Source organism: Campylobacter sp. RKI_CA19_01121 (assembly GCF_025771295.1).
GTDB lineage: Bacteria > Campylobacterota > Campylobacteria > Campylobacterales > Campylobacteraceae > Campylobacter_D.
The window spans coordinates 62,648-86,471 of the sequence record NZ_JAKMQA010000001.1 but is presented as its reverse complement, the minus strand read 5'-3'; the positions used below and the strand labels follow the sequence as shown (position 1 = coordinate 86,471).

At 29.0% G+C, this 23,824-nt stretch carries 28 protein-coding genes; 16 read left to right on the top strand and 12 right to left on the bottom strand.

Annotated features, from left to right (window positions below; genetic code table 11):
- Window positions 1-77 precede the first annotated feature (77 nt).
- From ilvC to L8T90_RS00385, 5 genes are read left to right on the top strand one after another with little or no spacing between them, the layout of a single operon-like run.
- The gene (ilvC, locus tag L8T90_RS00405) at window positions 78-1,100 is read left to right on the top strand and encodes a ketol-acid reductoisomerase (protein WP_263688110.1); all 1,023 of its coding nucleotides are present in this window, start codon (window positions 78-80) and stop codon (window positions 1,098-1,100) included.
- A gap of 10 nt (window positions 1,101-1,110) precedes the next feature.
- On the top strand, window positions 1,111-2,169 hold the full coding sequence (locus L8T90_RS00400; protein ID WP_412174989.1) for a divergent polysaccharide deacetylase family protein: 1,059 nt from the start codon (window positions 1,111-1,113) through the stop codon (window positions 2,167-2,169).
- Window positions 2,156-2,923: a DNA-protecting protein DprA gene (locus tag L8T90_RS00395; RefSeq protein ID WP_263736400.1), complete on the top strand. Its 768-nt coding sequence runs from the start codon at window positions 2,156-2,158 to the stop codon at window positions 2,921-2,923. The genes L8T90_RS00400 and L8T90_RS00395 overlap by 14 nt, the downstream gene beginning before the upstream one ends.
- On the top strand, window positions 2,920-3,306 hold the full coding sequence (ruvX, locus tag L8T90_RS00390) for a Holliday junction resolvase RuvX (protein ID WP_263677293.1): 387 nt from the start codon (window positions 2,920-2,922) through the stop codon (window positions 3,304-3,306). The genes L8T90_RS00395 and ruvX overlap by 4 nt, the downstream gene beginning before the upstream one ends.
- On the top strand, window positions 3,293-4,186 hold the full coding sequence (locus tag L8T90_RS00385; protein WP_263736399.1) for an RsmB/NOP family class I SAM-dependent RNA methyltransferase: 894 nt from the start codon (window positions 3,293-3,295) through the stop codon (window positions 4,184-4,186). Before ruvX ends, L8T90_RS00385 begins: the two co-directional genes overlap by 14 nt.
- A 188-nt stretch (window positions 4,187-4,374) precedes the next feature.
- Here L8T90_RS00385 and rpsO read toward each other — a convergent pair whose 3' ends face one another.
- Entirely contained in the window at window positions 4,375-4,647 is a 273-nt protein-coding gene (gene rpsO / locus L8T90_RS00380; protein WP_012661650.1) for a 30S ribosomal protein S15, read from the bottom strand.
- Between the two features lie 175 nt (window positions 4,648-4,822).
- On the opposite strand from rpsO, the gene L8T90_RS00375 reads away from it, so the two are divergent.
- From L8T90_RS00375 to L8T90_RS00355, 5 genes are read left to right on the top strand one after another with little or no spacing between them, the layout of a single operon-like run.
- Window positions 4,823-5,227 (top strand): Rrf2 family transcriptional regulator, encoded by a 405-nt coding sequence (locus tag L8T90_RS00375; protein ID WP_263663184.1) that lies wholly within the window; start codon window positions 4,823-4,825, stop codon window positions 5,225-5,227.
- Entirely contained in the window at window positions 5,220-7,379 is a 2,160-nt protein-coding gene (gene flhA, locus L8T90_RS00370; RefSeq protein WP_263736398.1) for a flagellar biosynthesis protein FlhA, read from the top strand. Before L8T90_RS00375 ends, flhA begins: the two co-directional genes overlap by 8 nt.
- Window positions 7,380-7,388: 9 nt before the next feature.
- Window positions 7,389-8,441, top strand: a complete 1,053-nt coding sequence (locus L8T90_RS00365) for a DHH family phosphoesterase (protein WP_263736397.1) — start codon at window positions 7,389-7,391, stop codon at window positions 8,439-8,441.
- Window positions 8,425-8,661 carry a hypothetical protein gene (locus L8T90_RS00360; RefSeq protein WP_263724836.1) on the top strand — a complete coding sequence of 79 codons (237 nt, stop codon included), beginning with the start codon at window positions 8,425-8,427 and terminating at the stop codon, window positions 8,659-8,661. Before L8T90_RS00365 ends, L8T90_RS00360 begins: the two co-directional genes overlap by 17 nt.
- Window positions 8,658-9,287, top strand: a complete 630-nt coding sequence (locus tag L8T90_RS00355; protein WP_263736396.1) for a hypothetical protein — start codon at window positions 8,658-8,660, stop codon at window positions 9,285-9,287. The genes L8T90_RS00360 and L8T90_RS00355 overlap by 4 nt, the downstream gene beginning before the upstream one ends.
- Here L8T90_RS00355 and L8T90_RS00350 read toward each other — a convergent pair.
- Window positions 9,276-9,407, bottom strand: coding sequence for a hypothetical protein (locus L8T90_RS00350; protein WP_256374638.1), 132 nt, complete (start codon window positions 9,405-9,407; stop codon window positions 9,276-9,278). The genes L8T90_RS00355 and L8T90_RS00350 overlap by 12 nt on opposite strands.
- 238 nt (window positions 9,408-9,645) lie before the next feature.
- Here L8T90_RS00350 and L8T90_RS00345 point away from each other — a divergent pair, with 238 nt between their 5' ends.
- Genes L8T90_RS00345 through dnaK form a run of 3 tightly spaced genes read left to right on the top strand, consistent with a single transcriptional unit; the run spans window position 9,646 to window position 12,819 of the window.
- Window positions 9,646-10,428 (top strand): HrcA family transcriptional regulator, encoded by a 783-nt coding sequence (locus L8T90_RS00345; RefSeq protein ID WP_263724838.1) that lies wholly within the window; start codon window positions 9,646-9,648, stop codon window positions 10,426-10,428.
- A complete protein-coding gene (gene grpE, locus L8T90_RS00340) occupies window positions 10,425-10,934 on the top strand; it encodes a nucleotide exchange factor GrpE (RefSeq protein ID WP_257396661.1) in 510 nt (169 codons plus the stop codon). The genes L8T90_RS00345 and grpE overlap by 4 nt, the downstream gene beginning before the upstream one ends.
- A 22-nt stretch (window positions 10,935-10,956) precedes the next feature.
- A complete protein-coding gene (gene dnaK, locus L8T90_RS00335) occupies window positions 10,957-12,819 on the top strand; it encodes a molecular chaperone DnaK (RefSeq protein WP_257942440.1) in 1,863 nt (620 codons plus the stop codon).
- A gap of 31 nt (window positions 12,820-12,850) precedes the next feature.
- On the opposite strand, the gene L8T90_RS00330 is transcribed toward dnaK, so the two are convergent.
- The 3 genes from L8T90_RS00330 to L8T90_RS00320 are packed head-to-tail and all read right to left on the bottom strand — an operon-like array spanning window position 12,851 to window position 14,914.
- Window positions 12,851-13,504: a DNA/RNA non-specific endonuclease gene (locus tag L8T90_RS00330; RefSeq protein ID WP_047208365.1), complete on the bottom strand. Its 654-nt coding sequence runs from the start codon at window positions 13,502-13,504 to the stop codon at window positions 12,851-12,853.
- Window positions 13,501-13,944, bottom strand: a complete 444-nt coding sequence (locus tag L8T90_RS00325) for a GatB/YqeY domain-containing protein (RefSeq protein ID WP_263736395.1) — start codon at window positions 13,942-13,944, stop codon at window positions 13,501-13,503. The genes L8T90_RS00330 and L8T90_RS00325 overlap by 4 nt, the downstream gene beginning before the upstream one ends.
- A gap of 10 nt (window positions 13,945-13,954) precedes the next feature.
- Window positions 13,955-14,914, bottom strand: coding sequence for a Ppx/GppA family phosphatase (locus L8T90_RS00320; RefSeq protein ID WP_263663191.1), 960 nt, complete (start codon window positions 14,912-14,914; stop codon window positions 13,955-13,957).
- A gap of 55 nt (window positions 14,915-14,969) precedes the next feature.
- Between L8T90_RS00320 and L8T90_RS00315 the strand changes: the two genes are divergently transcribed.
- Genes L8T90_RS00315 through L8T90_RS00305 form a run of 3 tightly spaced genes read left to right on the top strand, consistent with a single transcriptional unit; the run spans window position 14,970 to window position 18,401 of the window.
- Window positions 14,970-15,737 (top strand): pyridoxine 5'-phosphate synthase, encoded by a 768-nt coding sequence (locus L8T90_RS00315; protein ID WP_263663192.1) that lies wholly within the window; start codon window positions 14,970-14,972, stop codon window positions 15,735-15,737.
- Window positions 15,734-16,834: a 4-hydroxythreonine-4-phosphate dehydrogenase gene (gene pdxA / locus L8T90_RS00310; RefSeq protein WP_263663193.1), complete on the top strand. Its 1,101-nt coding sequence runs from the start codon at window positions 15,734-15,736 to the stop codon at window positions 16,832-16,834. Before L8T90_RS00315 ends, pdxA begins: the two co-directional genes overlap by 4 nt.
- Window positions 16,835-16,880: 46 nt before the next feature.
- Window positions 16,881-18,401 carry an inorganic phosphate transporter gene (locus L8T90_RS00305; RefSeq protein WP_263663194.1) on the top strand — a complete coding sequence of 507 codons (1,521 nt, stop codon included), beginning with the start codon at window positions 16,881-16,883 and terminating at the stop codon, window positions 18,399-18,401.
- Here the strand turns inward: L8T90_RS00305 and mnmH are convergent.
- Genes mnmH through L8T90_RS00270 form a run of 7 tightly spaced genes read right to left on the bottom strand, consistent with a single transcriptional unit; the run spans window position 18,396 to window position 23,649 of the window.
- Entirely contained in the window at window positions 18,396-19,379 is a 984-nt protein-coding gene (gene mnmH, locus L8T90_RS00300; RefSeq protein ID WP_263663195.1) for a tRNA 2-selenouridine(34) synthase MnmH, read from the bottom strand. The genes L8T90_RS00305 and mnmH overlap by 6 nt on opposite strands.
- A complete protein-coding gene (locus L8T90_RS00295) occupies window positions 19,372-19,860 on the bottom strand; it encodes an HIT family protein (RefSeq protein ID WP_263663196.1) in 489 nt (162 codons plus the stop codon). The genes mnmH and L8T90_RS00295 overlap by 8 nt, the downstream gene beginning before the upstream one ends.
- Complete coding sequence (locus L8T90_RS00290) at window positions 19,860-20,462, bottom strand: indole-3-glycerol-phosphate synthase TrpC (RefSeq protein ID WP_257937775.1); 603 nt, start codon at window positions 20,460-20,462, stop codon at window positions 19,860-19,862. Before L8T90_RS00290 ends, L8T90_RS00295 begins: the two co-directional genes overlap by 1 nt.
- The gene (locus L8T90_RS00285) at window positions 20,447-21,682 is read right to left on the bottom strand and encodes a tetratricopeptide repeat protein (RefSeq protein ID WP_263663198.1); all 1,236 of its coding nucleotides are present in this window, start codon (window positions 21,680-21,682) and stop codon (window positions 20,447-20,449) included. The genes L8T90_RS00290 and L8T90_RS00285 overlap by 16 nt, the downstream gene beginning before the upstream one ends.
- The gene (locus tag L8T90_RS00280; RefSeq protein ID WP_263736394.1) at window positions 21,658-22,029 is read right to left on the bottom strand and encodes a YkgJ family cysteine cluster protein; all 372 of its coding nucleotides are present in this window, start codon (window positions 22,027-22,029) and stop codon (window positions 21,658-21,660) included. The genes L8T90_RS00285 and L8T90_RS00280 overlap by 25 nt, the downstream gene beginning before the upstream one ends.
- Complete coding sequence (locus L8T90_RS00275; RefSeq protein ID WP_263736393.1) at window positions 22,019-22,711, bottom strand: tRNA1(Val) (adenine(37)-N6)-methyltransferase; 693 nt, start codon at window positions 22,709-22,711, stop codon at window positions 22,019-22,021. The genes L8T90_RS00280 and L8T90_RS00275 overlap by 11 nt, the downstream gene beginning before the upstream one ends.
- The gene (locus L8T90_RS00270) at window positions 22,705-23,649 is read right to left on the bottom strand and encodes an NAD(P)-binding domain-containing protein (protein ID WP_263708166.1); all 945 of its coding nucleotides are present in this window, start codon (window positions 23,647-23,649) and stop codon (window positions 22,705-22,707) included. The genes L8T90_RS00275 and L8T90_RS00270 overlap by 7 nt, the downstream gene beginning before the upstream one ends.
- Window positions 23,650-23,824 lie beyond the last annotated feature (175 nt).

The following is a 23,824-nucleotide window of genomic DNA, read 5'->3' as shown; positions in this document are numbered from 1 at the left end:
AAATTTTATCATAAAAGGATTAAATTTATATTTTTTAGTTATAATCTTTGCTTTAATTTTAATTTTAGGAGTGCATAATGGCTGTATCAATTTATTATGATAAAGATTGTGATATTAATTTAATAAAATCAAAAAAAGTAGCTATTATAGGTTTTGGCTCTCAAGGTCATGCTCATGCTATGAATTTAAGAGATAGTGGTGTAGAAGTGATCATAGGCTTAAAAGAGGGTGGGCAAAGTTGGGCAAAAGCTCAAAAAGCAAATTTTATAGTAAAAAGCGTAAAAGAAGCTACCAAAGAAGCAGATTTGATTATGATTTTAGCTCCTGATGAAATTCAAAGTGAAATTTTTAATGAAGAAATTAAACCTGAATTAAAAGTAGGTAAAACTCTAGCATTTGCACATGGATTTAATATCCACTATGGGCAGATTGTTGCTCCAAAAGGCATAGATGTGATTATGATAGCTCCTAAAGCTCCTGGTCATACTGTAAGACATGAATTTAGTATAGGTGGGGGTACTCCTTGTTTAATTGCTATCCACCAAGATGAAAGTAAAAATGCTAAAAATTTAGCTTTAAGTTATGCTAGTGCTATAGGCGGTGGTAGAACAGGTATTATAGAAACGACTTTTAAAGCTGAAACTGAAACAGATTTATTTGGTGAGCAAGCAGTGCTTTGTGGAGGACTTAGTGCTTTAATCCAAGCTGGTTTTGAAACCTTAGTTGAAGCAGGGTATGAGCCTGAAATGGCGTATTTTGAGTGTTTACATGAAATGAAATTAATTGTGGATTTGATTTATCAAGGCGGTATTGCTGATATGAGATATTCTGTTTCTAATACAGCTGAATATGGAGATTATATCACAGGGCCTAAGATTATTACCAAAGAAACTAAAGAGGCTATGAAAGGTGTTTTAAAAGACATACAAAATGGAAGTTTTGCTAAAGATTTTATCTTAGAAAGAAGAGCAAATTTTGCAAGAATGCACGCAGAGCGTAAATTAATGAATGATTCTTTGATAGAAAAAACAGGACGCGAACTTCGCGCTATGATGCCTTGGATTAGTGCTAAAAAATTAGTTGATAAAGATAAAAACTAATTTGAAAACTATAAATAAAAAATACAAAGTGCTTTTAGCACTTTGTTTGGTTGTGTTTGGAATTTTTCTTTTTGCATTTGGAGCTTTGTTTTTAAAAAAAGAAGAAAATAAAGTTTTAGATTTCAATCAAACCATAATTCAAAAAGAACCATTACTACCCACAAAAGAGCAAGAAAATAATTTTAGTTTTAATGATATAAATTTGACTTTAGAAAATGAAAAATTAGAATTTTTAGATAAAAATATTAGTGAAATTTTAAATTTAAACCCTGCAAATACAGAGTTAAATCAAACTAAAGAGGATAATCAAACTTTAATTTTAGAAGTAATAGATCAAAATACAAGCAAAGAATTAAACAACAAAGAGCAAAATATATCAGATAAAAACGAGGATAATAAAACTCAAATTCTAGTACAAAAAAATACCAAACCTCGTCTAGCAATTATTATAGATGATATGGCAAGTCACGCTCATGTAGATATGCTTAAAAAAACAAATTTAAAATTAATCCCATCTTTTTTTCCACCTGATAAACGCCATCCTTATACAGCTGAGTTCGCAAAGGATTTTGACTTTTTTATGGTGCATTTGCCCCTTGCTGCTATAAAATATGACAAGGCAGAATTAAATACTTTACACCCTAGCGATGATATGCAAAAAATAAGCAAGCGTGTAGCTTTTGTAAAAGAACAATTTCCAAAAGTAAAATTTATTAACAACCATACAGGAAGTTTATTTACTGCAAATAAGCAGGCTATGGAAAAATTATTTAGCGCCTTTAAACAAAATGATTTTATTTTTGTAGATTCAAGAACCATAGGAAATTCTAAAGCTAAAAATTTAGTAAGTCATTTTGAACAACCTTATATAGCTAGAGATGTTTTTTTGGATAATGAAGATGATATAGCATATATTAAAAATCAACTCAAACAAGCAGTAGAAGAGGCAAAAAAGAAAGGTTTTGCTATCGCTATTGGTCATCCAAGAGAAAAGACTTTTAAGGCCTTGGTGCAAAGTAAAGAATTGCTAAATTCAGTTGAGCTTGTGTATTTAAATGAAATTTATTGAGAATATTGAAGATTTTAAAAATCTTTTAAATCCGCCTTCAAAGATTTATTATAAAGGTAATTTAGAGCTTTTAAATGCTAGAAAAGTAGCTGTTATAGGTTCTAGAAAAATGAGTGTTTATACTAAAAATTGTCTTGTTGAATTGGTGACTTTGTTAAAAAAAGCTAAGGTTTGTGTGGTAAGTGGCGGGGCTTTGGGGGTTGATATCCAAGCAGCTAAAATAGCTTACCCTCAAACCATAGCTATATTTGCTAATGGGCTTGATGAGATTTATCCAAAAGCAAACACAAATGAAATTTTAAATATTTATGAAAATGCATTAGCCTTAAGTGAAAATGAAGGAAATTACAAGGCAAAACCCTATGATTTTTTATTAAGAAATAGACTTATTATTGCTTTAAGCGAGGTTGTTATAATAGCTCAAGCTGATTTAAAAAGTGGTTCTATGCAAAGTGCAAGACTTGCTTTGGGTATGAATAAACCTATATATGTATTACCTCATAGGAAAAATGAAAGCGAAGGAACAAATTTGCTTTTAGCTACAAAAAAGGCAAATTTAATTCATGATTTTGATGAATTTGCAAAAATGTTTGGAGAGCTTCATTATGAGCAAAGTGAAGATGATTTGTTAAGTTTTTTAAAACATGAAGACGATTTAGAAAAAGTTTTGAAAAAATTTGGCGATAAAGTTTATGAGTATGAACTTGAGGGTTTAGTAGAAATATCTGGAGTGAAAATAAGATCTTGCTTATGAAAACTTTAGCATTAGATATAGGCTTAAAGCGTATTGGTGTTGCACTGTGTATTAATAAAAGCATAGCTATGCCACTTGAAGCTATTATTAGAAAAAATCGCAATCAAGCAGCAAATGAGGTAAAAAAGTACATCAAAGAGTATGATATAAATACTTTAGTAGTAGGAATTCCTTTAGGTGGATCTAGTGAAGATGAAATGCGAAAAAGGGTGGAACATTTCATATCTTTACTTGATTTTGACAAAGAAGTTTTTTTTGTCGATGAGAGTTTTAGTTCTAAAAATGCACAAGAACTTGGCATGGTGAATTTAAAGAAAAAAGATGGCAAACTTGATTCTTTAGCTGCGTATTTGTTTTTAAAGGATTTTTATGGCCTTACTTGATTTAAATACAACTTTAGATGAAATTTATACAAAAGAGCAAAAAGAACAAATCCTTCAAAGTTTTAATCAAGAAAAATATGTCAATATTTTTAGAAATTCCTTGCTTGTTGATAATGATGAATTAGAAGAAATTTTAAATAATGAAAATATAGAATTTGAAAAAATTGATCTGAATTGTTATAAAATTCCAAGTATTTTCAAAAGCAAATTAAGTTCACTGAAAGCTTTTAGTGAGGGTAAGTTTTATATACAAAATTATTCTTCGTATTTATGCGCTAAAACTTTGGGTGTTAAAGCTGGCGAGAGTGTATTGGATATGTGTGCAGCTCCTGGTGGAAAAAGTCTAAATTTAGCTAATTTTATGCAAAATGAGGGTTATTTAGCAAGTTGTGAATTATCTAAAACACGTTTTTTTACCTTAAAAAAAACTATGGAAAATTATCAAGTTAAAATTGCAAAATGTTTCTTAAAAGACGCACGCATTATAGGCAAGGCTTGTCCTTTGAAATTTGATAAAATTTTACTTGATGCACCTTGCTCAACTTTTGCAAAAATGGGTTTTGAAATCCAAAAAAACACAAAAGAAATTAAGCAAATTGCAAATTTGCAAAAAAAGCTTTTGCATTCAGCATTATTAGCTTTAAAACATGGCGGAGAATTAGTATATAGCACTTGTACATTTTTAAGAGAAGAAAATGAAGCGGTTTTAGAAAATGCATTAAGAAATGAAAATTTTAAATTAGAATTGCTTGATTTTAATTTGATTAATGTTGATTTTATATGTGCAAAGAGTGATGAATTTGATTTATCATTTGCTAAAAGAGTTTTACCAGATGACTATGCAGATGGGTTTTTTATAGCAAAAGTGAAAAAATATTAAAAATCAATAAAATTAAATGTGAAAAATGTTTTTTAGTTTAAAACTTAAAGTGCTATTTTTAGGTGCTTAGAAGCTAAAATCACACTGTGAAACTCTTGTGAATAAAACGATGAAATTTTGAAAACTTAAATTAAAGTAGTAGTAAATAAACGTAATAAAAAATATATAAAGATAAATAAGCACGAAGCTTATTTATCTCTTAAGTTTAATTCGCTAATTAATTTAGAATAAGCTTGATAATCTTTTCTTTTTAGATAAGATAAAAGTCTTTTTCTTTGACCAACAAGCTTTAAAAGACCTAAGCGAGAAGAAAAATCTTTTTTGTAGATTTTTAAATGTTCTGTTAAATCTGAAATTCTTGCACTTAAAAGTGCGATTTGAACTTCTGGAGAACCTGTATCTCCTTCTTTTCTAGCAAATTTTGCAACTATTTCTGCTTTTTTAGCCGAATCTAAAGCCATAATAGACCTCCTGAGCGGTATTAAAATAAAAAGTGTAATTATAACTAAAAAACCAAAAAGAATGCTGAAATTTAAAAAATATGAAATTTAATATTTATCGATACTTATTTTTGATATAATAAGAATTTTTATTAATAACCAATAATATATTTTATTTATAACTTGAAAGGAACAAATGTTATTTACCAAAGCTAGCGAATATGCTTTATTATCTTTAATTCATATAGCAAAATCCCAAGAACCACAAGATGTAGATACTATGTCAAATGTCTTAGATATACCTAAAAGTTTTTTAGCAAAAATTTTACAAGCTCTTGCTAAAGATGCACTTTTGAAGTCTTACAAGGGAGCTAAGGGTGGTTTTGCGCTTATTAAGCAGCCAAGTGAATACACTTTAAAAGAAATTATCAATAGCGTAGAGAAAAAATCTATTAATGTTTTTGAATGTAGTAATGGAATTTGTCCTTCTCAAAAAGAGGATAATTGCAAAATTATGCCAGTTTTAGTGAAACTTCAAAATAAAATCGATGATTTTTTAGTTTCTATTACCTTAGAGGATATTATTCAAAATAATGGCTAAAAGAGATATTTTTAGCTTAGTATTGCCTTGGGTTGCTCCGCTTGTTGCACCTATTTTAAAGGCAAAAAGTTTAACTATAGTAGCCGTAATTATTGCAATTTTAGCAATTATTATAGTGCCTTTACCAAGTATAGTTTTAGACTTTTTTCTTGCTTTAAGTATTGCCATTTCGGTTTTAATTATTTTAATTTCTTTGTATATACCAAAGCCTACGGATTTAACAACTTTTCCAACGTTGATTTTGATCATCACACTTTTTAGGCTTTCACTTAATATTGCTACAACGCGTATGATTTTGAGTGAGGGTCATCAAGGTCCAGCAGCTGTTAGTGATATAGTGGCAAGTTTTGGTGAATTTGTTGTTGGTGGCAATTATGTTATAGGTATGGTTATTTTTTGTATTTTGGTTTTGATTAATTTTATGGTTGTAACCAAAGGTAGTACAAGGGTTTCTGAGGTTCAAGCAAGATTTACCCTTGATGCAATGCCAGGTAAGCAGATGGCTATTGATGCGGATTTAAATGCGGGTTTGATTGATGAAAAAACTGCACGCGCAAGACGCCAAGAAATTATAGCCGAAGCAAATTTTTATGGAGCAATGGATGGTTCTTCTAAATTTATAAAAGGGGACGCTGTTGCTGGGATTATCATCACCATTGTAAATTTAATTGGTGGGTTTATGATAGGTTATTTTCAGCATGATATGGAGCTTGGAGAATGTGCTTCAACTTATACTATATTAACAATAGGTGATGGACTTGTTTCTCAAATTCCTGGGCTTATCACTTCAACAGCAACTGCAATTATCATTACGCGTGCTAGTAAAGATGAGGATAATTTTGCTGAAGGTTCTATTAATCAGCTTTTGGGAGAATACAAAACACTATTAATTGTAGGTTTTGTTTTATTTATTTTTGCTTTAGTGCCTGGTTTACCGCATTTTTCTTTGGGTTTTATGGCTTTGGTGTTTTTGGGTCTTGGTTATATGATAAAACAAGTACAAGAAGGTAAAATTCAAATCAATACAATTTCGGCTAAAAAATCTCAAGAAGCTGATGAGCAAGAGCAAGCTAAGCCTCAAAAACGCAGTGAGGAAGAAATTTTAAAAGAAGAAGAAAACAAAATCACAGATATTTTAAAATTAGAAATTTTAGAATTAGAATTAGGCTATGGACTTATTAAATTAGCAGAAAGTGAATTAACAGAGCGTATTAGATCAACAAGACGCAATATAGCTCAAAGTTTAGGCTTTTTGATGCCAAAAATTAGAATTAGAGATAATTTGCAATTAAAGCCTAATGAATATACTTTCAAGCTCAAAGGTGTGGGTATAGCTAGTGCTGAAATTTATCCAGATAAATATCTGGCTATGGATAGTGGTTTTATAACTGAACCTATCGAGGGTATAGCTACTAAAGAACCTGCTTTTAATTCTGATGCTTTGTGGATAGAATCATCTTTAAAAGATGAGGCAACGCTAAATGGTTATATTGTAATTGATCCAGCAAGTGTGATTTCAACCCATATGAGTGAGCTTATAAAAGCTAATGCTTCAGAGCTTTTAACTAAACAAGAGGTTCAAAATTTATTGGATAAAATCAAAAATGATTATCCTATCGTAGTAGATGATTGTTTAAGAGTTGCTAGTATAGGTTTAATTCAAAAAGTTTTAAAAGCTTTACTTAAAGAGCATATTCCTATTAAAGATATGCTTACAATTTTAGAATCAATTAGTGATATAGCTGAAGTAAGTAAGAGTTTGGATATGATTATTGAGCATGTAAGAGCTTCTTTAGCAAGAGCAATTACAAATTTATATGTGGATGAAAAAGGGCAAATTAGCTTTTATATTTTTGATGCTGCTGCGGCTGCAAAATTAATGGAGCATGTGCAGTTTAAAGATGGTTCGTATCATTTAATGATAAATGTAGCTCAAACCGGCGCTTTAGTAGAAGCTTTAAAAGCTGAACTTGCAAGTGTGGCAAATACAAGAATTAAACCTTTCTTGCTTTGTGTTGAGCCACAACTTAGAAAATTTATTGCTGATATTTGTTCTAATTTTGGTATTAATATTACGGTTTTGAGTTTTGCTGAGATTGCAGAAAACACCAAATTTGAAACAGAAGGTATCATAAAAGTTGATAATTTATAAAGGAAAAATATGAAAATTTATCATCTTTCACATACAGATTTAGACGGCTATGCTTGTCAGTATGTGCTAGATTTTTATTTTAAGAATTGTTATTTTTATAATTCTAATTATGGTAAAGAGATTAATGAAAATTTTAATGTGATTTTTAAAAATATAGAGGAAGATTTAAAGCAAAATCCTAATGAAGAATTTGTGATTTTAATCACGGATTTAAATTTAACTTTAAGTCAATGTGAAGATTTTCAAAAAGCTATAGAAGGCAAAAAAATCAAACTTTTACTTTTAGATCATCATCAAAGTGGCTTAGAATGTATGCAAAAATATCCTTGGTATTTTTTAGATGATAAAAGATGTGCTACTAAGATTGTTTATGATTTTTTTAGTAAATGTTATGGCGAAAATAAGGCTTTGTCAGACTTTGTAGATGTGGTAAATGCAGTAGATATTTGGTTGAGTGAAGATGAGAATTTTGAACTTGGAAAAGTACTGCTTGGTATGGTTTCTGGAGCAAAAGAAATCAATAGAGTAATGTTTGCACAAGAAAATATCAAATATCTTTTTTATCTTTTTGATGTTTGTAGAAAATACATTCATCAAAAAAATGCTCATATTAATTTAGATGATGATTTGCATGGCTTAAAAAAATCTTTTTTTAAAAAAGAAAATGATGACACCTTAAGCAATTTAATTTCCAAATTTGTGATAGAAAGACTAAGTGTAAATAAAGAAAAATTTAGTGTATTTTATAAAGGAAGTAAAGGTTTATTAACTTCAAATATAGGTAATACTTCTGTAATTGGAAATGATTTTTTAATGCAAAATCCTGATTTTGATTTTTTCGTTGATCTTAGTTCAAGAAAAACCTTAAGTTTTAGAGCAAATAATAAAATCGATGTGAGTTTGATGGCTAAAAGTTTGGTCAATGGAGGAGGGCATAAAAATGCTAGTGGTGGATTGTTCGCTGCGTATAAAGATAGCTCTAACTATGATTTTATAAAAGCACAATTTGTGGATTTAATTAAAAGCAAAGAATTAAAGGAAAATAATGAAAACAAATCATGATTTTAAAGAAGAAATAGAAAATTTACAATATGAATTAAGCATAGTTTTAGAGGCAATGCTCTTGTTTGCTGGGGTAAAAAGAGTAAAATTAGAAAAAGCAATTGAGGCTTATATTGATTGTATTGATGAGGTTTGTCAAAATACTCAAAAAGAAGGAGTTGATGAGATCTTAGAAGTAGTAGAGTACTTAAAAAATCATCATAAAGATTTATTTGAATGAAAATTTTATTATTGCTTTTTGCGGGAATTTTTTCTTATGCAAATATCTATGAAGATTTAAGCGATTTTGCTTACAATAAACAAAACACGCTAAATTTAAGCTCAAGTCAAGCTTTGTTTTTAGAATACAAACAAAACAAACAAGCTTGCGTAGATATAGTGCTTGCTAAAAATAAGGCTTTCGTGGTTAAAATTTATCCATTATGTGAAAATTTAAACGAAAAAAGTCTAAATGAGTACTTAAATACGCAATTTATAAGCTTATACACTAAAGATTTATCAAAACTAAGAAAAGAAATTGCTGATATTAAAAACATAATGCGTGATTTTATGATTTATTATACCTTACATCAATCTTTTGCAAATGAAATTAAAAAAATGAGTAAAAATGATAAATTACAAGCGTATAAACTAGATGAGAAAAAAGGTGGAAAAATTCTTTACAGGGTTAATAATCAAGCTTGTGTAGTTTTTGATTTATATTTAGATGAAAATTTACAAGCTAGTATGCAAATAAGCGGAATGGAAAATTTAGATAAAACTTGTATGGAGTTAATCTCATCTCCTGATTTTAAAGACTTATCTTTTACAAAAGAGGGTATGAAAAAATATAAATTAAAAAACTAATCTAAAAAATCTTAAATAATATAATTTTAAAATTCTACTTAAAGCCATTTTTTTTCTTTCTATATTAGAAAACACATAAGCTTCTAGATCTTGCTTTTCTCTTAAAGTAAGATTTTTCATTGTTATAAACCTTTTAAAAAATATTGCTATATGCAATTATATTATCTTTTCTTTTAAAAAAACTGAAAAATAAATTTTTATATATTATATATAAATAACTAAATAAACTTTAGTTATATAGACTAAATAATTTTAAATATTTTTATTTAAAAATAACTTGACATTATTATACTAAAGTTGTATAATTATTTTGTCACTTAAAAACATTGAGTGCTAAATTAAAAACTAAGGTTTTATAGTGAAGTCTTATAGTAAAAAAGATTTAATTTTAAAAACCATCATTGAGACCTATTTAGATGGTAATAATCCTGTGGGTTCTAATGAGTTAAATCATAAAGTTAGCATACCTGCTTCTACTATAAGAGTTTATTTTAAAAAATTAAGCGATGAGGGTGTATTAACACAACTTCATATTAGCAGTGGTCGCATACCAACCTTTACTGCTATGAAGGCTTATTGGTATGAGCAACTTTGCGAAGATGAGATTGTGATTAACGATCTTGCTTTGCTAGAGTTTTTGCTTGATAAGTTTGAAATTTATACCTTAGTTTATGGTGGTGATGAGCTTATTTTGCAAGATATTACTAAGGTTAATGATAAATTTATCATACTTGATTTTGGACAAAATGAGTTGATTTTAAGATTTAGTCAAGATAGTTTAATTTTCTTACAAAGACTTATAGGACTTGATCTAAAAAGTATTGAAAATTTAGCTTTTAGAGTTGAGTTTAAAGAGTTGTTAGAAAAAATTGCTATGTTAAAAGATGCTATGGTTTATTATAGATATAATGAGAGTAAAGCTTATCAAATTTATCAAAATGATGAATTTGCTAAGCTTTTATCTCCTCAAATTGGATTTTATTTTAACGATAAATTGCAATTTGATCCTTTATTTGAAGAGGGTTTTATGGGATTAAAGCTTAAGAGTACATTTTTAGGTAAAGAATCTAATGTGGTTTTTGCCGGTAGTGTGTATTCTGATTTTAAAACAATGTTAAATATTATAAAGGAGGCTGCGTGAGCGAAGAAAAGCAAAATGAGCAAATGCAAGAAGAAGCAGTGGAAAATTCAGAAAGTCAAAACAATGAATTAGAAAAACTTCAAGCAGAGTATAATGAGTTAAAAGATACTTATTTAAGAGCAAATGCTGAATTTGAAAATATCAAAAAAAGAATGGAAAAAGAAAAAATTGCAGCAACAATTTATGCAAATGAAAGTTTTGCTAAAGATTTGCTTGATGTAGTTGATGCATTAGAGGCGGCTATTAATGTAGAAGCCAATGATGAATTAAGTTTAAAAATCAAAGAAGGGGTTCAAAACACTTTAGATTTGCTTTTGAAAAAACTTGAAAAACATATGGTTAAGGTAATAGAAGCAAATGGTGAGTTTGATCCAAATTTACATGAGGCGATGTTTCATGTTGAAAGTGCTGATCATGAAAGCAATCATATCGTTCAGCTTTTACAAAAGGGCTATATGATGAATGATAGAGTGATTAGATCAGCAAAAGTTAGTGTTGCAAAATAAAATTTAATAAAAAGGATAAAAAATGGCAAAAGTTATAGGTATAGATTTAGGTACAACAAATTCTTGTGTGAGTGTATATGAAAGAGGTGAGAGTAAGGTTATCCCAAATAAAGAAGGTAAAAATACTACTCCTTCAGTAGTTGCTTTTACAGATAAAGGTGAAGTTTTAGTTGGAGATAGCGCTAAGCGTCAAGCTGTGACTAATCCTGAAAAAACTATTTATTCTATAAAAAGAATTATGGGTTTAATGATCAATGAAGAAGCAGCAAAAGAAGCTAAAAATCGCTTGCCTTATCATATCACAGAGAGAAATGGAGCTTGTGCGATTGAAATAGCAGGTAAAATTTATACTCCACAAGAAATTTCAGCAAAAGTTTTAATGAAATTAAAAGAAGATGCAGAGGCTTTCTTGGGTGAAAAAGTAGAAGATGCGGTTATTACTGTTCCAGCGTATTTTAATGATGCACAAAGAAAAGCTACAAAAGAAGCAGGGCAAATTGCAGGATTGAATGTATTAAGAATTATCAACGAACCAACTGCAGCAGCTTTGGCTTATGGACTTGATAAAAAAGAAAGTGAAAAAATTGTAGTTTATGATTTAGGTGGTGGTACATTTGATGTTACTGTGCTTGAAACAGGTGATAATGTTGTAGAAGTTTTAGCAACTGGTGGTAATGCATTTTTAGGTGGTGATGATTTTGATAATAAATTAATCGACTTTTTAGCAAATGAGTTTAAAGATGAAACAGGTATTGATCTTAAAAACGATGTAATGGCTTTACAAAGATTAAAAGAAGCAGCTGAAAATGCTAAAAAAGAATTAAGTTCAGCTAATGAAACTAATATTAATTTACCATTTATCACAGCTGATGCAAGTGGTCCAAAACACTTAACTAAAACTCTAACAAGAGCTAAATTTGAAAGTATGATTGATGGTTTAGTTGCTGAAACTATTAGTAAAATTAACGAAGTAGTAAAAGATGCAGGGCTTGACAAAAATGAAGTAAAAGAAATCGTTATGGTGGGTGGTTCTACCCGTGTTCCACTGGTACAAGAAGAAGTTAAAAAAGCTTTTGGAAAAGAGCTCAATAAATCAGTAAATCCTGATGAAGTTGTTGCAATAGGTGCGGCAATTCAAGGTGCGGTTATTAAAGGTGATGTTAAAGATGTATTATTGCTTGATGTTACTCCGCTTTCTTTAGGTATTGAAACTTTAGGTGGGGTGATGACTAAAATCATCGAAAAAGGTACAACTATACCAACTAAAAAAGAGCAAGTTTTCTCAACTGCTGAAGATAATCAAAGCGCAGTTACTATCAATGTTTTACAAGGTGAGAGAGAATTTAGCCGTGATAATAAATCTTTGGGAAATTTCAATCTTGAAGGAATTCCACCAGCACCTCGCGGTATGCCACAAATTGAAGTAACTTTTGATATTGATGCAAATGGTATTTTAACAGTTAGTGCAAAAGATAAAGCTACAGGTAAAGCTCAAGAGATTAAAATCACAGGTTCAAGTGGACTAAGTGAAGAAGAGATCAATAACATGGTAAAAGATGCAGAGCTTCACAAAGAAGAAGATAGAAAACGCAAAGAAGCAGTAGAAGCTAGAAATGCTGCTGATAGCTTAGTGCATCAAGTAGAAAAATCTTTAAGTGAACTTGGAGATAAAGTAGGCGATGATGATAAAGCAAATATTCAAAAAGCTTTAGATGAGTTAAAAGAGATATTGAAAAATGCTAATGCTTCTAAAGAAGAAATTGAAAGCAAAATGAAAGCTTTAAGTGAAGTTTCTCATAAATTAGCAGAAAATATGTATAAAAAAGAAGAACCAAACGCTCAAAAGAAAAAAGACGATGATGTAATCGATGCCGAAGTTGAGTAAAAACTAAACTAGAAGCCTTGTTGCTTCTAGTTTAATCAATATATTTTTTGCAATCTTCCTTAAAATAATTTCTATCAAATCTTGCAAAATTATCATTATTTGGCACTTTATAACATTCACTGAAATTTTTAGCCTTAAGAATTTTGACATAAAAACTAGGAATGGCTATGTTGTTTTTAATGCGTTTTGGCTTATCATCATAAAGTACTAAATTTAAGACTTCTAATTCTTTGTTTTTCTTTGCTAAATATCTTTCTCTTTGTTCGATTTCATTCCAAATTTCTGCATTAATATCTTTTTTTTGCGGAGTTATGTTGCTCATTAAAAAAGTACTAAGTTGAGCTTGTGGGGTTGCATTCATGGATTGATTTGGCACGACATGTCCTCTTGTATAACCACTTCTTAGATAATCCTCCCAATAAGTTCTATATTTTTTAGGTATATTTGTATCTTCTTGAAATCTTGGGCGTTTTTTGATGTGTCCTTGATTTAAAATTTTAGCTTCTAGTTTATAGGCAATAGCCTTAGTGCCTTTATAATTATAATCATAACAATTAATATAATAATATTTATCCATCAATAAAGAGCAGTCTTTAAAATAAGCTTTAAAGCTAGGATGCAATTCATATTGAGTATAAGCAAAAGAGCTTAAAGCTAAGGCGCAAAGTGTTAAAACTTTTTTCATGCTAAAAGCTTTCTTACCATTTCATTAAGTCTTTTACTATCAACGCTTGCGCCAAAAGCTGCTTTAGCTTCTTTCATCAAAATACCTTGTTCTTTTAAAGAGTTAATTTGTAATTTTTCTATAAGTTTTTTTAGCTCACTTTCTAATTCCTCATCGCTAAGTTGTTTTGGTAAATAAGCACTTAAAATAGCTACTTCTTGGAGTTCCTTTTGTGCTAAATCTTCTCTAGAGCCTTTAGAAAAAGCCAAAGCTGCTTCATTTCGTTTTTTAATCTCGCTTGCAATGATTTTATATATTCTTTCATCATTAAGCGTAATTCTCTCATCAACTTCTATTTGTTTAAAGCTAGCATTAAGCGTTCTTAAAGTGTTTCTTTTAAAATTATCTTTATTACGCATAGCTTCTTTAATATTTTCTAAAATTTGATCTTTTAAACTCATTTTTTCTCCTTTAAAATTTGATATTTTTAAAATGCGCTATACACACACCTTCTCTAACACCATCATCAATCACAATGAGCTTTTGCTTATTAAATAAAGCAAAAAGTATCATTGAGCCTGCTATGAGGTATTTTTTTCTATTTTCTCCAAGATAAATTTTAGCTTTTTCTTGTTCTAAATTCCAAATTTTTAAAGCAAAATCAAAAAAATCTTTGCGTTTGAGTATTTTGCCATTTACACTTTCTTCTAAGTAATCTTTGTATTTTATGTTTTGTTTATAAGCACAAAGTGTGGTGGGTACTCCTGAATTTAGTATGAAAAAATTTCCTTTTAATTTTATATCTTTACTAAGATTAAAAGCTTTTAGGGCAAGTTGTTTTAAATGTGCAGGGTAGGGGCTTAGATGAATTTTTAATTTTTCATCTTTAATATGTGCAAGATTTTGTGGATATTTTTTAAAAAATCTTACATAAGCACTTGATTTTATAGCTTTAAAATGCATTCTTTCATAAAAACTAATAATTCCAAAATCATAACTTTTACTAAACTTTTCATTTGAAATTTCACAAGAAGCACCGCCTAAATCACAATAGTTTAGGTCTTTTCTAAAAAGCTTAAGAGCTTTAAGACGCTCTTGCATACCTAAAATGCTTAGTTTTGCTTCGGTTTTTGCATCGATTAATTTTATATCAAGTTTAAATTCTTTTTGAATTTTTTCAAAAATAAACTCAGTATTTTTTGCTTTTCTAAAAGCAGCTGTGGCGACTGCTTTAGCTTGACTTAAGTTATAATTTTTTTCTTTTAAGATTTTCAAAGCGCTAAAAATTCTTTCTATAGCTTCATCACTAATGGTGTCATTTTGCATATTTTTAGCTGTCCCTATGATAAATTCTTCGCTTTTTAATTTATTAAAATTCTCATCCATTAAAACAGCTCTTAATGTATTTGAACCCATATCAATACCTAGCACTAGCTCTCCTTAAAAAATTTAAAGTATAATAGCAAAAAACTTATAAGGAAAACTTATGCTTTTAGGGGTTAATATCGATCATATAGCAGTTTTAAGAGAAGCTAGAAAAGTAAATGATCCTGATTTGCTTGAGGCTGCGTTTTTGAGTGCAAATTTAGCTGATCAAATCACTATCCATGTGAGAGAAGATCGTCGCCATGCTAATGAGTTTGATTTAGAAAATATCTTAAAATATTGCAAATGTGTAGTGAATTTAGAATGCTCTATTGATATGATAGAATATGCTTTAAAATACAAACCCTCACGCGTTACTTTAGTGCCTGAAAAAAGACAAGAACTTACAACAGAAGGTGGTTTAAATTTAGATAATGAAAAACTACAAGAAGCTATTAATGTTTTAAAGCAAGAGCAAATCGAAGTTTCTTTATTTATTGATCCTAATTTAGAAGATATCAAAAAATCATCTTCTTTAAAAGCTGATTTTATAGAGCTTCATACAGGCTTGTATGCTAATATTTATAATGCACTATATACTAATATCAATCAAACTTCTTATGCATTGCCTGAATTAATTTTAAGTAAAAATGAACTCAAAAAGCTTTTAGAAAATGAACTCCAAAGATTAAGACAAAGTGCAAGTTTGGCTAAGGGTTTAAATTTAAGAGTGGCAGCTGGTCATGGGCTTAATTATAAAAATGTAAAAAATATTGTAGATATTTTAGAAATAGAAGAGTTAAATATAGGACAAAGTATAGTAGCAAGATCGGTTTTTGTAGGCTTAGAAAAAGCTATATTGCAAATGAAAGCTTTGATTAAAAGATGAAAAAAATTGCTATTAGCATAGGGGATTTAAATGGCATAGGTATGCAAATTTTATTAGCTTGTCATGATGAGCTAGTAAAAATTTGCGAGCCTTATTATTTTGTGCATTATGAATTATTTCAAAAAGCAAATAAACTTTTGAAAATAAATCCTAAATCTAAAATCAATTTAGTTGAAATTTCTAATGCTTCAAAACCACATTTTATCTTTAAAGAAGAAAAAGAAAATTTTTTAATTTATGAGTTTTCATATCAAGCTAGCAAAATTATTGATTTTGATTTTGAGTTAAATCCTGCGAATTTAGACGCTAAAAGTGGGGTTTATTCTTTTTTAAGTTTTGAAGGAGCTAGTTATTGCACGCATTTGTTTTTAGATGCTTTGGTTACTTTACCGATTAATAAAAAGACTTGGCAAATGGGGGGAGTGAGTTATAAAGGTCATACTGAGGCACTAAGAGATTTTTTCAAACAAGATGCTATTATGATGTTAGGGTGTGATGAGCTTTTTGTGGCTTTATATACTGAGCATATGGCTTTAAGAGATGTTTTTAAAGAGATTAAGGCTTTCAAACTTGCGCAATTTTTAATTAATTTTTATCAATGCACTTTATTTGAAAAAATTGGAGTTTTAAGTTTTAATCCTCATGCAAGTGATAATGGCGTAATAGGTGGAGAAGAAGAGCAGGAAATAAAAAAAGCTATAAGAATGGCAAATGTATTTTTAAAAGATTGTGCGTTAAATTTGCAAAATTTAGAAAATGAAGATTTTTTAAGTCAAAAAGAAAAAGAACTTTCTTATAAGGAAAATATTTATTTAAGTGAGCCTTTGGTGGCTGATAGTGCTTTTACTCCTTTTGCACTAAGTAAATGCAAGTATTTAGTGAGTATGTATCATGATGTAGGCTTAGCACCTTTAAAGGCTTTGTATTTTGAAAAAAGTATTAATGTGAGTTTAAATTTACCTATAATTCGTACTAGCGTTGATCATGGCACAGCTTATGATAGGGCTTATAAAAATGAAAAAATTAATTTACAAAGTTATATGCAAGCAGTGAAATCTGCTTTGCAATTTTTAAAGATCAAAGAAAAAACTAAGTAAAAGTTACTAAAATTAATTCATTAAAATAAATTCTTAAGGAGAATACTTGAGTAAAGATAATGCTATTGCATTTTTTATTTTTATTGTGAGTGTTTTATGCTTTTTTGTTTGGGGATATAATTATATTCCTAATAATTCCATGATATTATTTATCCTTGCTAGTGTATTTGGTATTTTCATGGCCTTTAATGTCGGTGGTAATGATGTTGCAAATTCATTTGGCACTAGCGTTGGTGCTAAAACAGTTACTATAAAACAAGCTTTGATTATTGCAGCGGTATTTGAATTAAGCGGGGCTGTATTTGCAGGAGGAGAAGTAACAAATACTATAAGAAGTGGTATAGTAGTTTTACCTGATGGAATTAATCCTATGGTGTTTGTATGTGTAATGCTCTCAGCTTTGTTAAGTTCAGGAATTTGGCTTTTTGTGGCGACTAAAAAAGGACTTCCAGTTTCTACTACTCATAGTATTATAGGAGGTATTGTAGGTTCAAGTATTGCTATGGGCTTTGTATTTTTTGATCAAGATCAAGCATTATCTATGGTAAATTGGAATGGTATTTATAAAATAGCTATGAGTTGGGTTATTTCACCTTTGTTTGGTGGGCTTGTGGCGTATTTAATTTATGCTTATATTTATAAAAAAATCCTAAAGCCATCAGAAGAAATAACTCTTGTAGTAAAAGAAATCAAAAAAGAAAAAAAGGCTTTTAAAGAAGAATATTTTAAAAATTTAAAAAACAAAAGCCAAGAAGAGCAAATCAAAGAACTTAGTGCTATTGTTTTAGATGATGATGAAAAAAGAAGTGAATATAAGTTAAAAATCAAAGAATTAAAAGAAAAAGAAAAAAACATAGATGTTTTCTCAAGAATGAAATTTCACGTTCCTTTAATAGCAGGTGTAGGTGCATTGACTATTGCTTCTATGTTTTTATTTAAGGGTTTAAATAATGTTTCTACTTTAGATGTAATGCAAAATTTATGGATAGTTTCAATTATTTCTATTTTTGCTTATATTGTTACTTTAGCAGTCGTGAGATTGATGAAAAAAACTCAGGTTAATAAGACCATAGAAAAGATTTTTTCATGGTTTCAAATTTTTACTGCTTCAAGTTTTGCTTTTTCACATGGAGCTAATGATATAGCTAACGCTCTTGGACCATTTGCTGCTATTTTAGATGTACTTAAAAATAACACCATTAATCCTAGCTCACCAGTACCTTTTGCTGTAATGCTTATGTTTGGTATAGCTTTGGTTATTGGACTTTGGTTTTTGGGTAAAGAAGTTATTCAAACTGTGGGTTCAAAACTTGCTGAAATTAAACCAACAACAGGCTTTAGCGCTGAACTTGGCGCAAGTATTGTTATACTTTTAGCTACCCAACTTGGAATTCCAGTTAGCTCAACCCATATTTTAATCGGTGCTATTTTAGGTATAGGGGTATTTAATAAAGATGCTAAATGGGCTATGATGAAACCTATTGGTTTAGCATGGGTGATTACCTTACCAGTTGCTGGAATTCTTTCAAGTATTATTTTTGTTATCTTTGTAAATACAATCTTATGAGTTTAAACTCATAAGATGTTTTTTAGCTTCATCTAAATTAGAACTATTGATAAAATAATCAATTTTTGAAGGTTTTTTATATACTTTATCATAATATTCAAAAAGCATTTTTACACAAAGTTCTAAATTGTTTTCTTCATAATTTTGACAAAGTCTTAATTTAAAATCCTTGCTGATATAAGGTGATATTTTTTCAACACATTGATAAAATACTTTTTTATCCATTGGAGTATAGTTTTTTAAAACTCTTTGAACACGTAAATTCGTGTCACACTCACACCAAATTTTCTTAGCTTTTTGCATGCTATTGTATAAATTTAGCGGGATAGTTAAATTTCCAATTTGTCTGCTTTCAGCTTCTATAAAACAAGTTTTATAAGTATAATCTTTTAAAAAATAAAACAATTCATCTTCAAAAGCTTTTTGGCTTGGTTGTTCTCCATAAATTTTACCAAAACTTGATCCTTGATGGTTGGCTAATTTTTCTAAATTTAAAGCATTGTCTAAAGTTTGGATTAAATCACTTTTGCCACTTGCTGTATTACCGCAAAGACATAAAAACTCAATATTTAAATCTTTTCTAAAAAACTCACTCACATAACTTCTATAAGCTTTATATCCACCTTCTAATCTTGCAACCCTATAACCAAGTTCGGCTAAGATTAAAGCAATGGCTTTTGATCTTTTACCACCTCTTGCGCAATAAATTCCCACCAAAGAGCCTATTTTATAATTTTGATAAATTTTATTAATATGCTCGCTCATATTTTTACAAATATAACTTGCACCTTTTGCTTTAGCTAAGCCTTTGTTTTTCTTATAAAGCGTGCCTATTTCTTCAAATTCATTATCATTGAGTGCGTAGTAATTTTGCGCAGATTTTATATGAGCAAGTTTGTATTCTTTAGGGCTTCTTGCATCAATTAAAAGATCAAAATTAAATTTTAAAAAATTTTCAAAATCAACTTCTTTATACATAGTCTTTAAAAGCTTTACATAAGGTGGTATAAACTTTTTCCAAATCGCTCCCGCAAACTCTAGTTTGTCCTATGGTAGTGATAAAATTTGTATCGCCTTGCCATCTTGGGATTAAATGATAATGACAATGTGGTGCTATGCCAGCTCCTGCTGCACTGCCTAAATTCATACCTATATTAACACCCTTAGCGTGAAAGTTTTCTTTTAAAATTTTAACTCCAATACGTACAAAATGGCTAATTTCTAGCCATGTATCATCACTTAAATCTTCTATATTTTCTAAATGCTCATAAGGGATAATCATAAAATGACCCGGACTATAAGGGTATTTATTCATAATGCCAAAACATTCTTTAGCTCTAAAAATCACCCCAAGTTTTTCATCTTCATTAAGTTCATGCTTACAATGACAAAAAGGGCAAAAATTTTTATCTTTATTGCTAAAATAAACATCCCTCCAAGGTGCGTATAAATACTCCATCAACTCTCCTTTATGCAAGCATGTAGATTTTTAATATTTTTACTTATAAGAGCTTTATTTTTTGGTATCAAAGGTAATAGCTTTTCATCTTCTAGCAAAAAAATTCTAGCTCCAGCTAAAATAGCATTATTAAGATCGCTTTTGCTTTCAAGGTAAAAAATAGCCTCTAAACCAAGATGTATTGCAAAATTATAGAGTTTTTTTAGTTGCATGGTTTTTAGCATTTTAGGAAATACAATAAATGCATCAGCCCCATATACTAAGCTTTCTAAAATTTGATATTCATCAAAAATAAAATCAAATTGCACAATAGGTTTTTCATGATAGCGTCTAAAAAGACTTAAATTTTGTATGTCTTGATTAAGCAAAGGGCTTGTTGGTAAGATGATGGCATCGAAATTTTCATGATTAAAATTTAAATCTTTAGAATATAAAAAATGCGAAAGTTTTCCTTCAAGTAAAAGTGTATAAATATCTTTAGGATAAAAGGCATTAGAAGCTAGACTTCTACCTAACATATCATAAGGAAAAATTTCTTTTTTGCTTTCAAGAATTTTTTGTGTTTTCGAAAAATGATTTTTTAAATCTATTGTTTTAAACATTTTTCGATAGCCTTTAAATGCTCTTTGCTTTCATCTGAGCTTGAAAATTCTTTATCATGCAGTGTTTTTTGCAAAATTTCATAAGCCTTTTTGCAATTTTTAAGTTTATAATATCCCCAAGCTAAAGAGTCTAGATAGTAAAGATTTTGTGGTTCTTGTTCAAGTGCCCAGCCTACTAGCTCTATACCTTTGGCTATATCAATATCATATTCAATTAAAGCATAGCCATAGTAGTTTTGATATAAAGCATCACTGCGCACATCTACGCTTTGTTCAAATTTTTTCATGATAGAGGCTAGAATTTTTGGATCCGTGACTTTTTTACTTTTAGGATCCATATGAATTTCAAATTCTAAAACACCTGCCATAGAAAGATATTTTTTATCTTTACTAAGTTCATAATGTTTTAAAGCTATTTCATAGGCCTTTTTATAATCTTTTGTTTGTGTGTATAAGAAAATTTTGGTATCAGGATCTATGTTATATTTTTGGGTTAAATTTAGAGCCTGAGTATAATTTTTTTCTTGTACTAGTAATTCTATCATAGCGTAGATGTATTTAATATCATTGTTGAGTTTATATAGCTTTTCAAGGGTTTGGATACTTGCTTTGTGATCTTTTTGCTCTTGATAAATTTTTAAAAGTAGGGTGCATGTTTTAAGGGTGCATTGTGAACTTTTTACAAATTCTTCTAAGGCCTTTTTAGCTTGGTTGATATTTTTATTTTTGATATTAATTTCAACTATTTTAAGTAATAAATTTTCATGCTCAAAAAGCTTATAAGCAAGATTGTATTGTTCTAAAGCTTTAGTATATAAAGCTTTTTTGGCAAAAATATCGCCTAATATTTCATAATTTCTATAATCTTGTTCCTCTTTAATGAGTTTATAAAGTATAGCTTCAGCTTGTTTATAATCTCCTATTTCAAAAAAATATAAAGCATTTAATCTTGCAATAGCTGTGTGTTCTAAAAAGTCTTTAGAAGCTTTTAAAAGCTCATCTTTTTGTTTTAAATTAGCACTTAAAGCTAAAAGTAAAGCCTTTTGCAAATATATACTTTCATTATTTTCATGAAATAAATTTGTATAAATATCACATGCTTTTTGAAATTGCCCATGCTCTTCATAAATAAGTGCTTGTAGGATTTTATCTTCACCTTTAGCTAAAGCAAGGCTTGTTAGGATAAAAACGATAATTAGTGAAAGCAAACCCCTATACATTCTTTTTTTAACTCCTCTTTGTGTGTTTTAAAATACTCCCAAAATGGAAAAGTTCTACATTGTTTTGGTCTATGCTTGTAAATTAAACATTTTTTATACATTGTATCAAAAAAAATACAACGGTAGCCATTTTCATACTTTGCTTCTTTAAAGCTATATTTAAATCCAACTTTGATGAGGTATTGTTCTTTAAAGGCTTCAAAGTTTAAATTTAAAAAACTAGCAATAGCTTCTAGTTCTTCTTTGCTAGCATAGATATACCCACTTTCTCCAGTGCAACACTTCCCACCACATTTTTCACAAGCACTTTCATCAAAAGAATAATCAAAACCTTTTTCACATATCATAGCTTATAGTTCCTGTATTTTTATAAATTTCACTAATTTTTGGATTTAAAACATCATTTTCATACATAAAAAGTGTAGGCATTATAGCGCATGGATTTTTGCTATTTTTTTTAATATGCATTAAAACAAGTCTTGCGTTAGTTTGTGTATTAGTATGAACACATTGAAGTGAAACTAGTTTTAATTTAAAATGTTTTAAATAAGCACAAATTTCATCTAAAAAACTTGCCTCATAACACATAAAAAAGCTACCATTTGGTTTGATTAAAGTATTTATTTTAGCAAACATTTTCTCAAGTGGCATAAATTCTTGATATCTTGATATACATAAATGCAAATCTTGGCTTTTTTGTGTATTTTTTTTATAAAATGGAGGATTAGAGATTAAAAAATCAAATTTTATGTCACTTTTATAGTTTAAAAAGTCTTCACAAATGCCTTGAATTTCAAGTTTATTTTCTTTAGCATTTTTATAACTTAGTTTGATATTTTGCTCTTGGATATCTAGTAGATAAACATTTGAATTTGGAAATTTTTGCTTTATTAAAAGTCCTAAAATTCCACAACCGCATCCTATATCAAGGATATTTCCTTTTAAATTATTTTTAGATAAAAAGTCAAAAAGCAAAAGGCTATCGTTATTATAGCGATAGCCTTTTGAGTATTGAAAGAGTTTTAGCATTTATAAAGATGATCGCAGATTTTAAATGAATCATTTAAACCCACTACAATAGAAGCTCCGTTTTTACTCGCTATATCGCCTGCTACGAATAATCCTTTTACATTGCTTTCTTTATTTTCATCAAAGCTTGGCACACCTTTTTCATCAACTTCTATAGAGCATTTTTGTAAGAAATCAAGTGGAGTTGAACCACCAATAGCATAAATGATACGATCATAAATTTCATTTGTGTCATTAGTAAAATTTACTTTAGCTTTACCGCTTTCATCTTCAATGCTAGTTATATCTATGCCAAGTTTTGCTTTTACACTGCCTTGTTCAAAAGCTTTTTGAATATCTTCTAGATTAATATCGTTTAATCTTGAGAAAGTTTCTCTTCTATAGCAAAGCGTCACATCATTATTTTTAGCTAAATCTATAGCGTATTCTGCTGCTGAATTTCCACCACCTACAACTAAGATTTTTTCACCTTGGCTTGCTGAATTTGCATTAAAATTGATGATTTTTGTTAAAGTTATAGGTAAAGTATAGCTTGGTTTATTTGGTTTACCCATTCTACCTATGGCAATAACTGCATTTTTGCAAATATAATTTTCATTTGCGGTGCTAACGATGAAATTTTCTCCATCTTTTTTAACACTTTCAACTTCACTAGAAAGCTTTACTTCAAGATTATACTCTTTGATAGCATTTTGGAAAGTTTCTATCGTGCTTTCTCTAGTTCCATCTTCAAAATTTATATGCCCGTGATTTGTGCTATCACAACCTTTATAAGCTTTATCTACTCTTTTGCCTTCTTTGTAAAATTTTACTAAGGTTTGACAAATCGCATCAGCTTTTTCTAAAACAATAACTTCTTTATTTTTTATTTTAGCTTCTACTCCCGCTGCAATACCTGCAGGGCCAGCACCAATAACTACCATATCAAAAATTTTCATTATTTCCCTTTTTTAGTATTTTAATGTGTAAATGTATCAAAAAAATGATAATGAAATATAAAAATTTATAGATAATTTTAATTTTTTGTAGAGTTGTTGTTTTTATTGCAACTCATTTAATTAAAAAAATTTTTTAAAAATTATCTTAAGTGTGTAAAAAAATATATCAATTTAA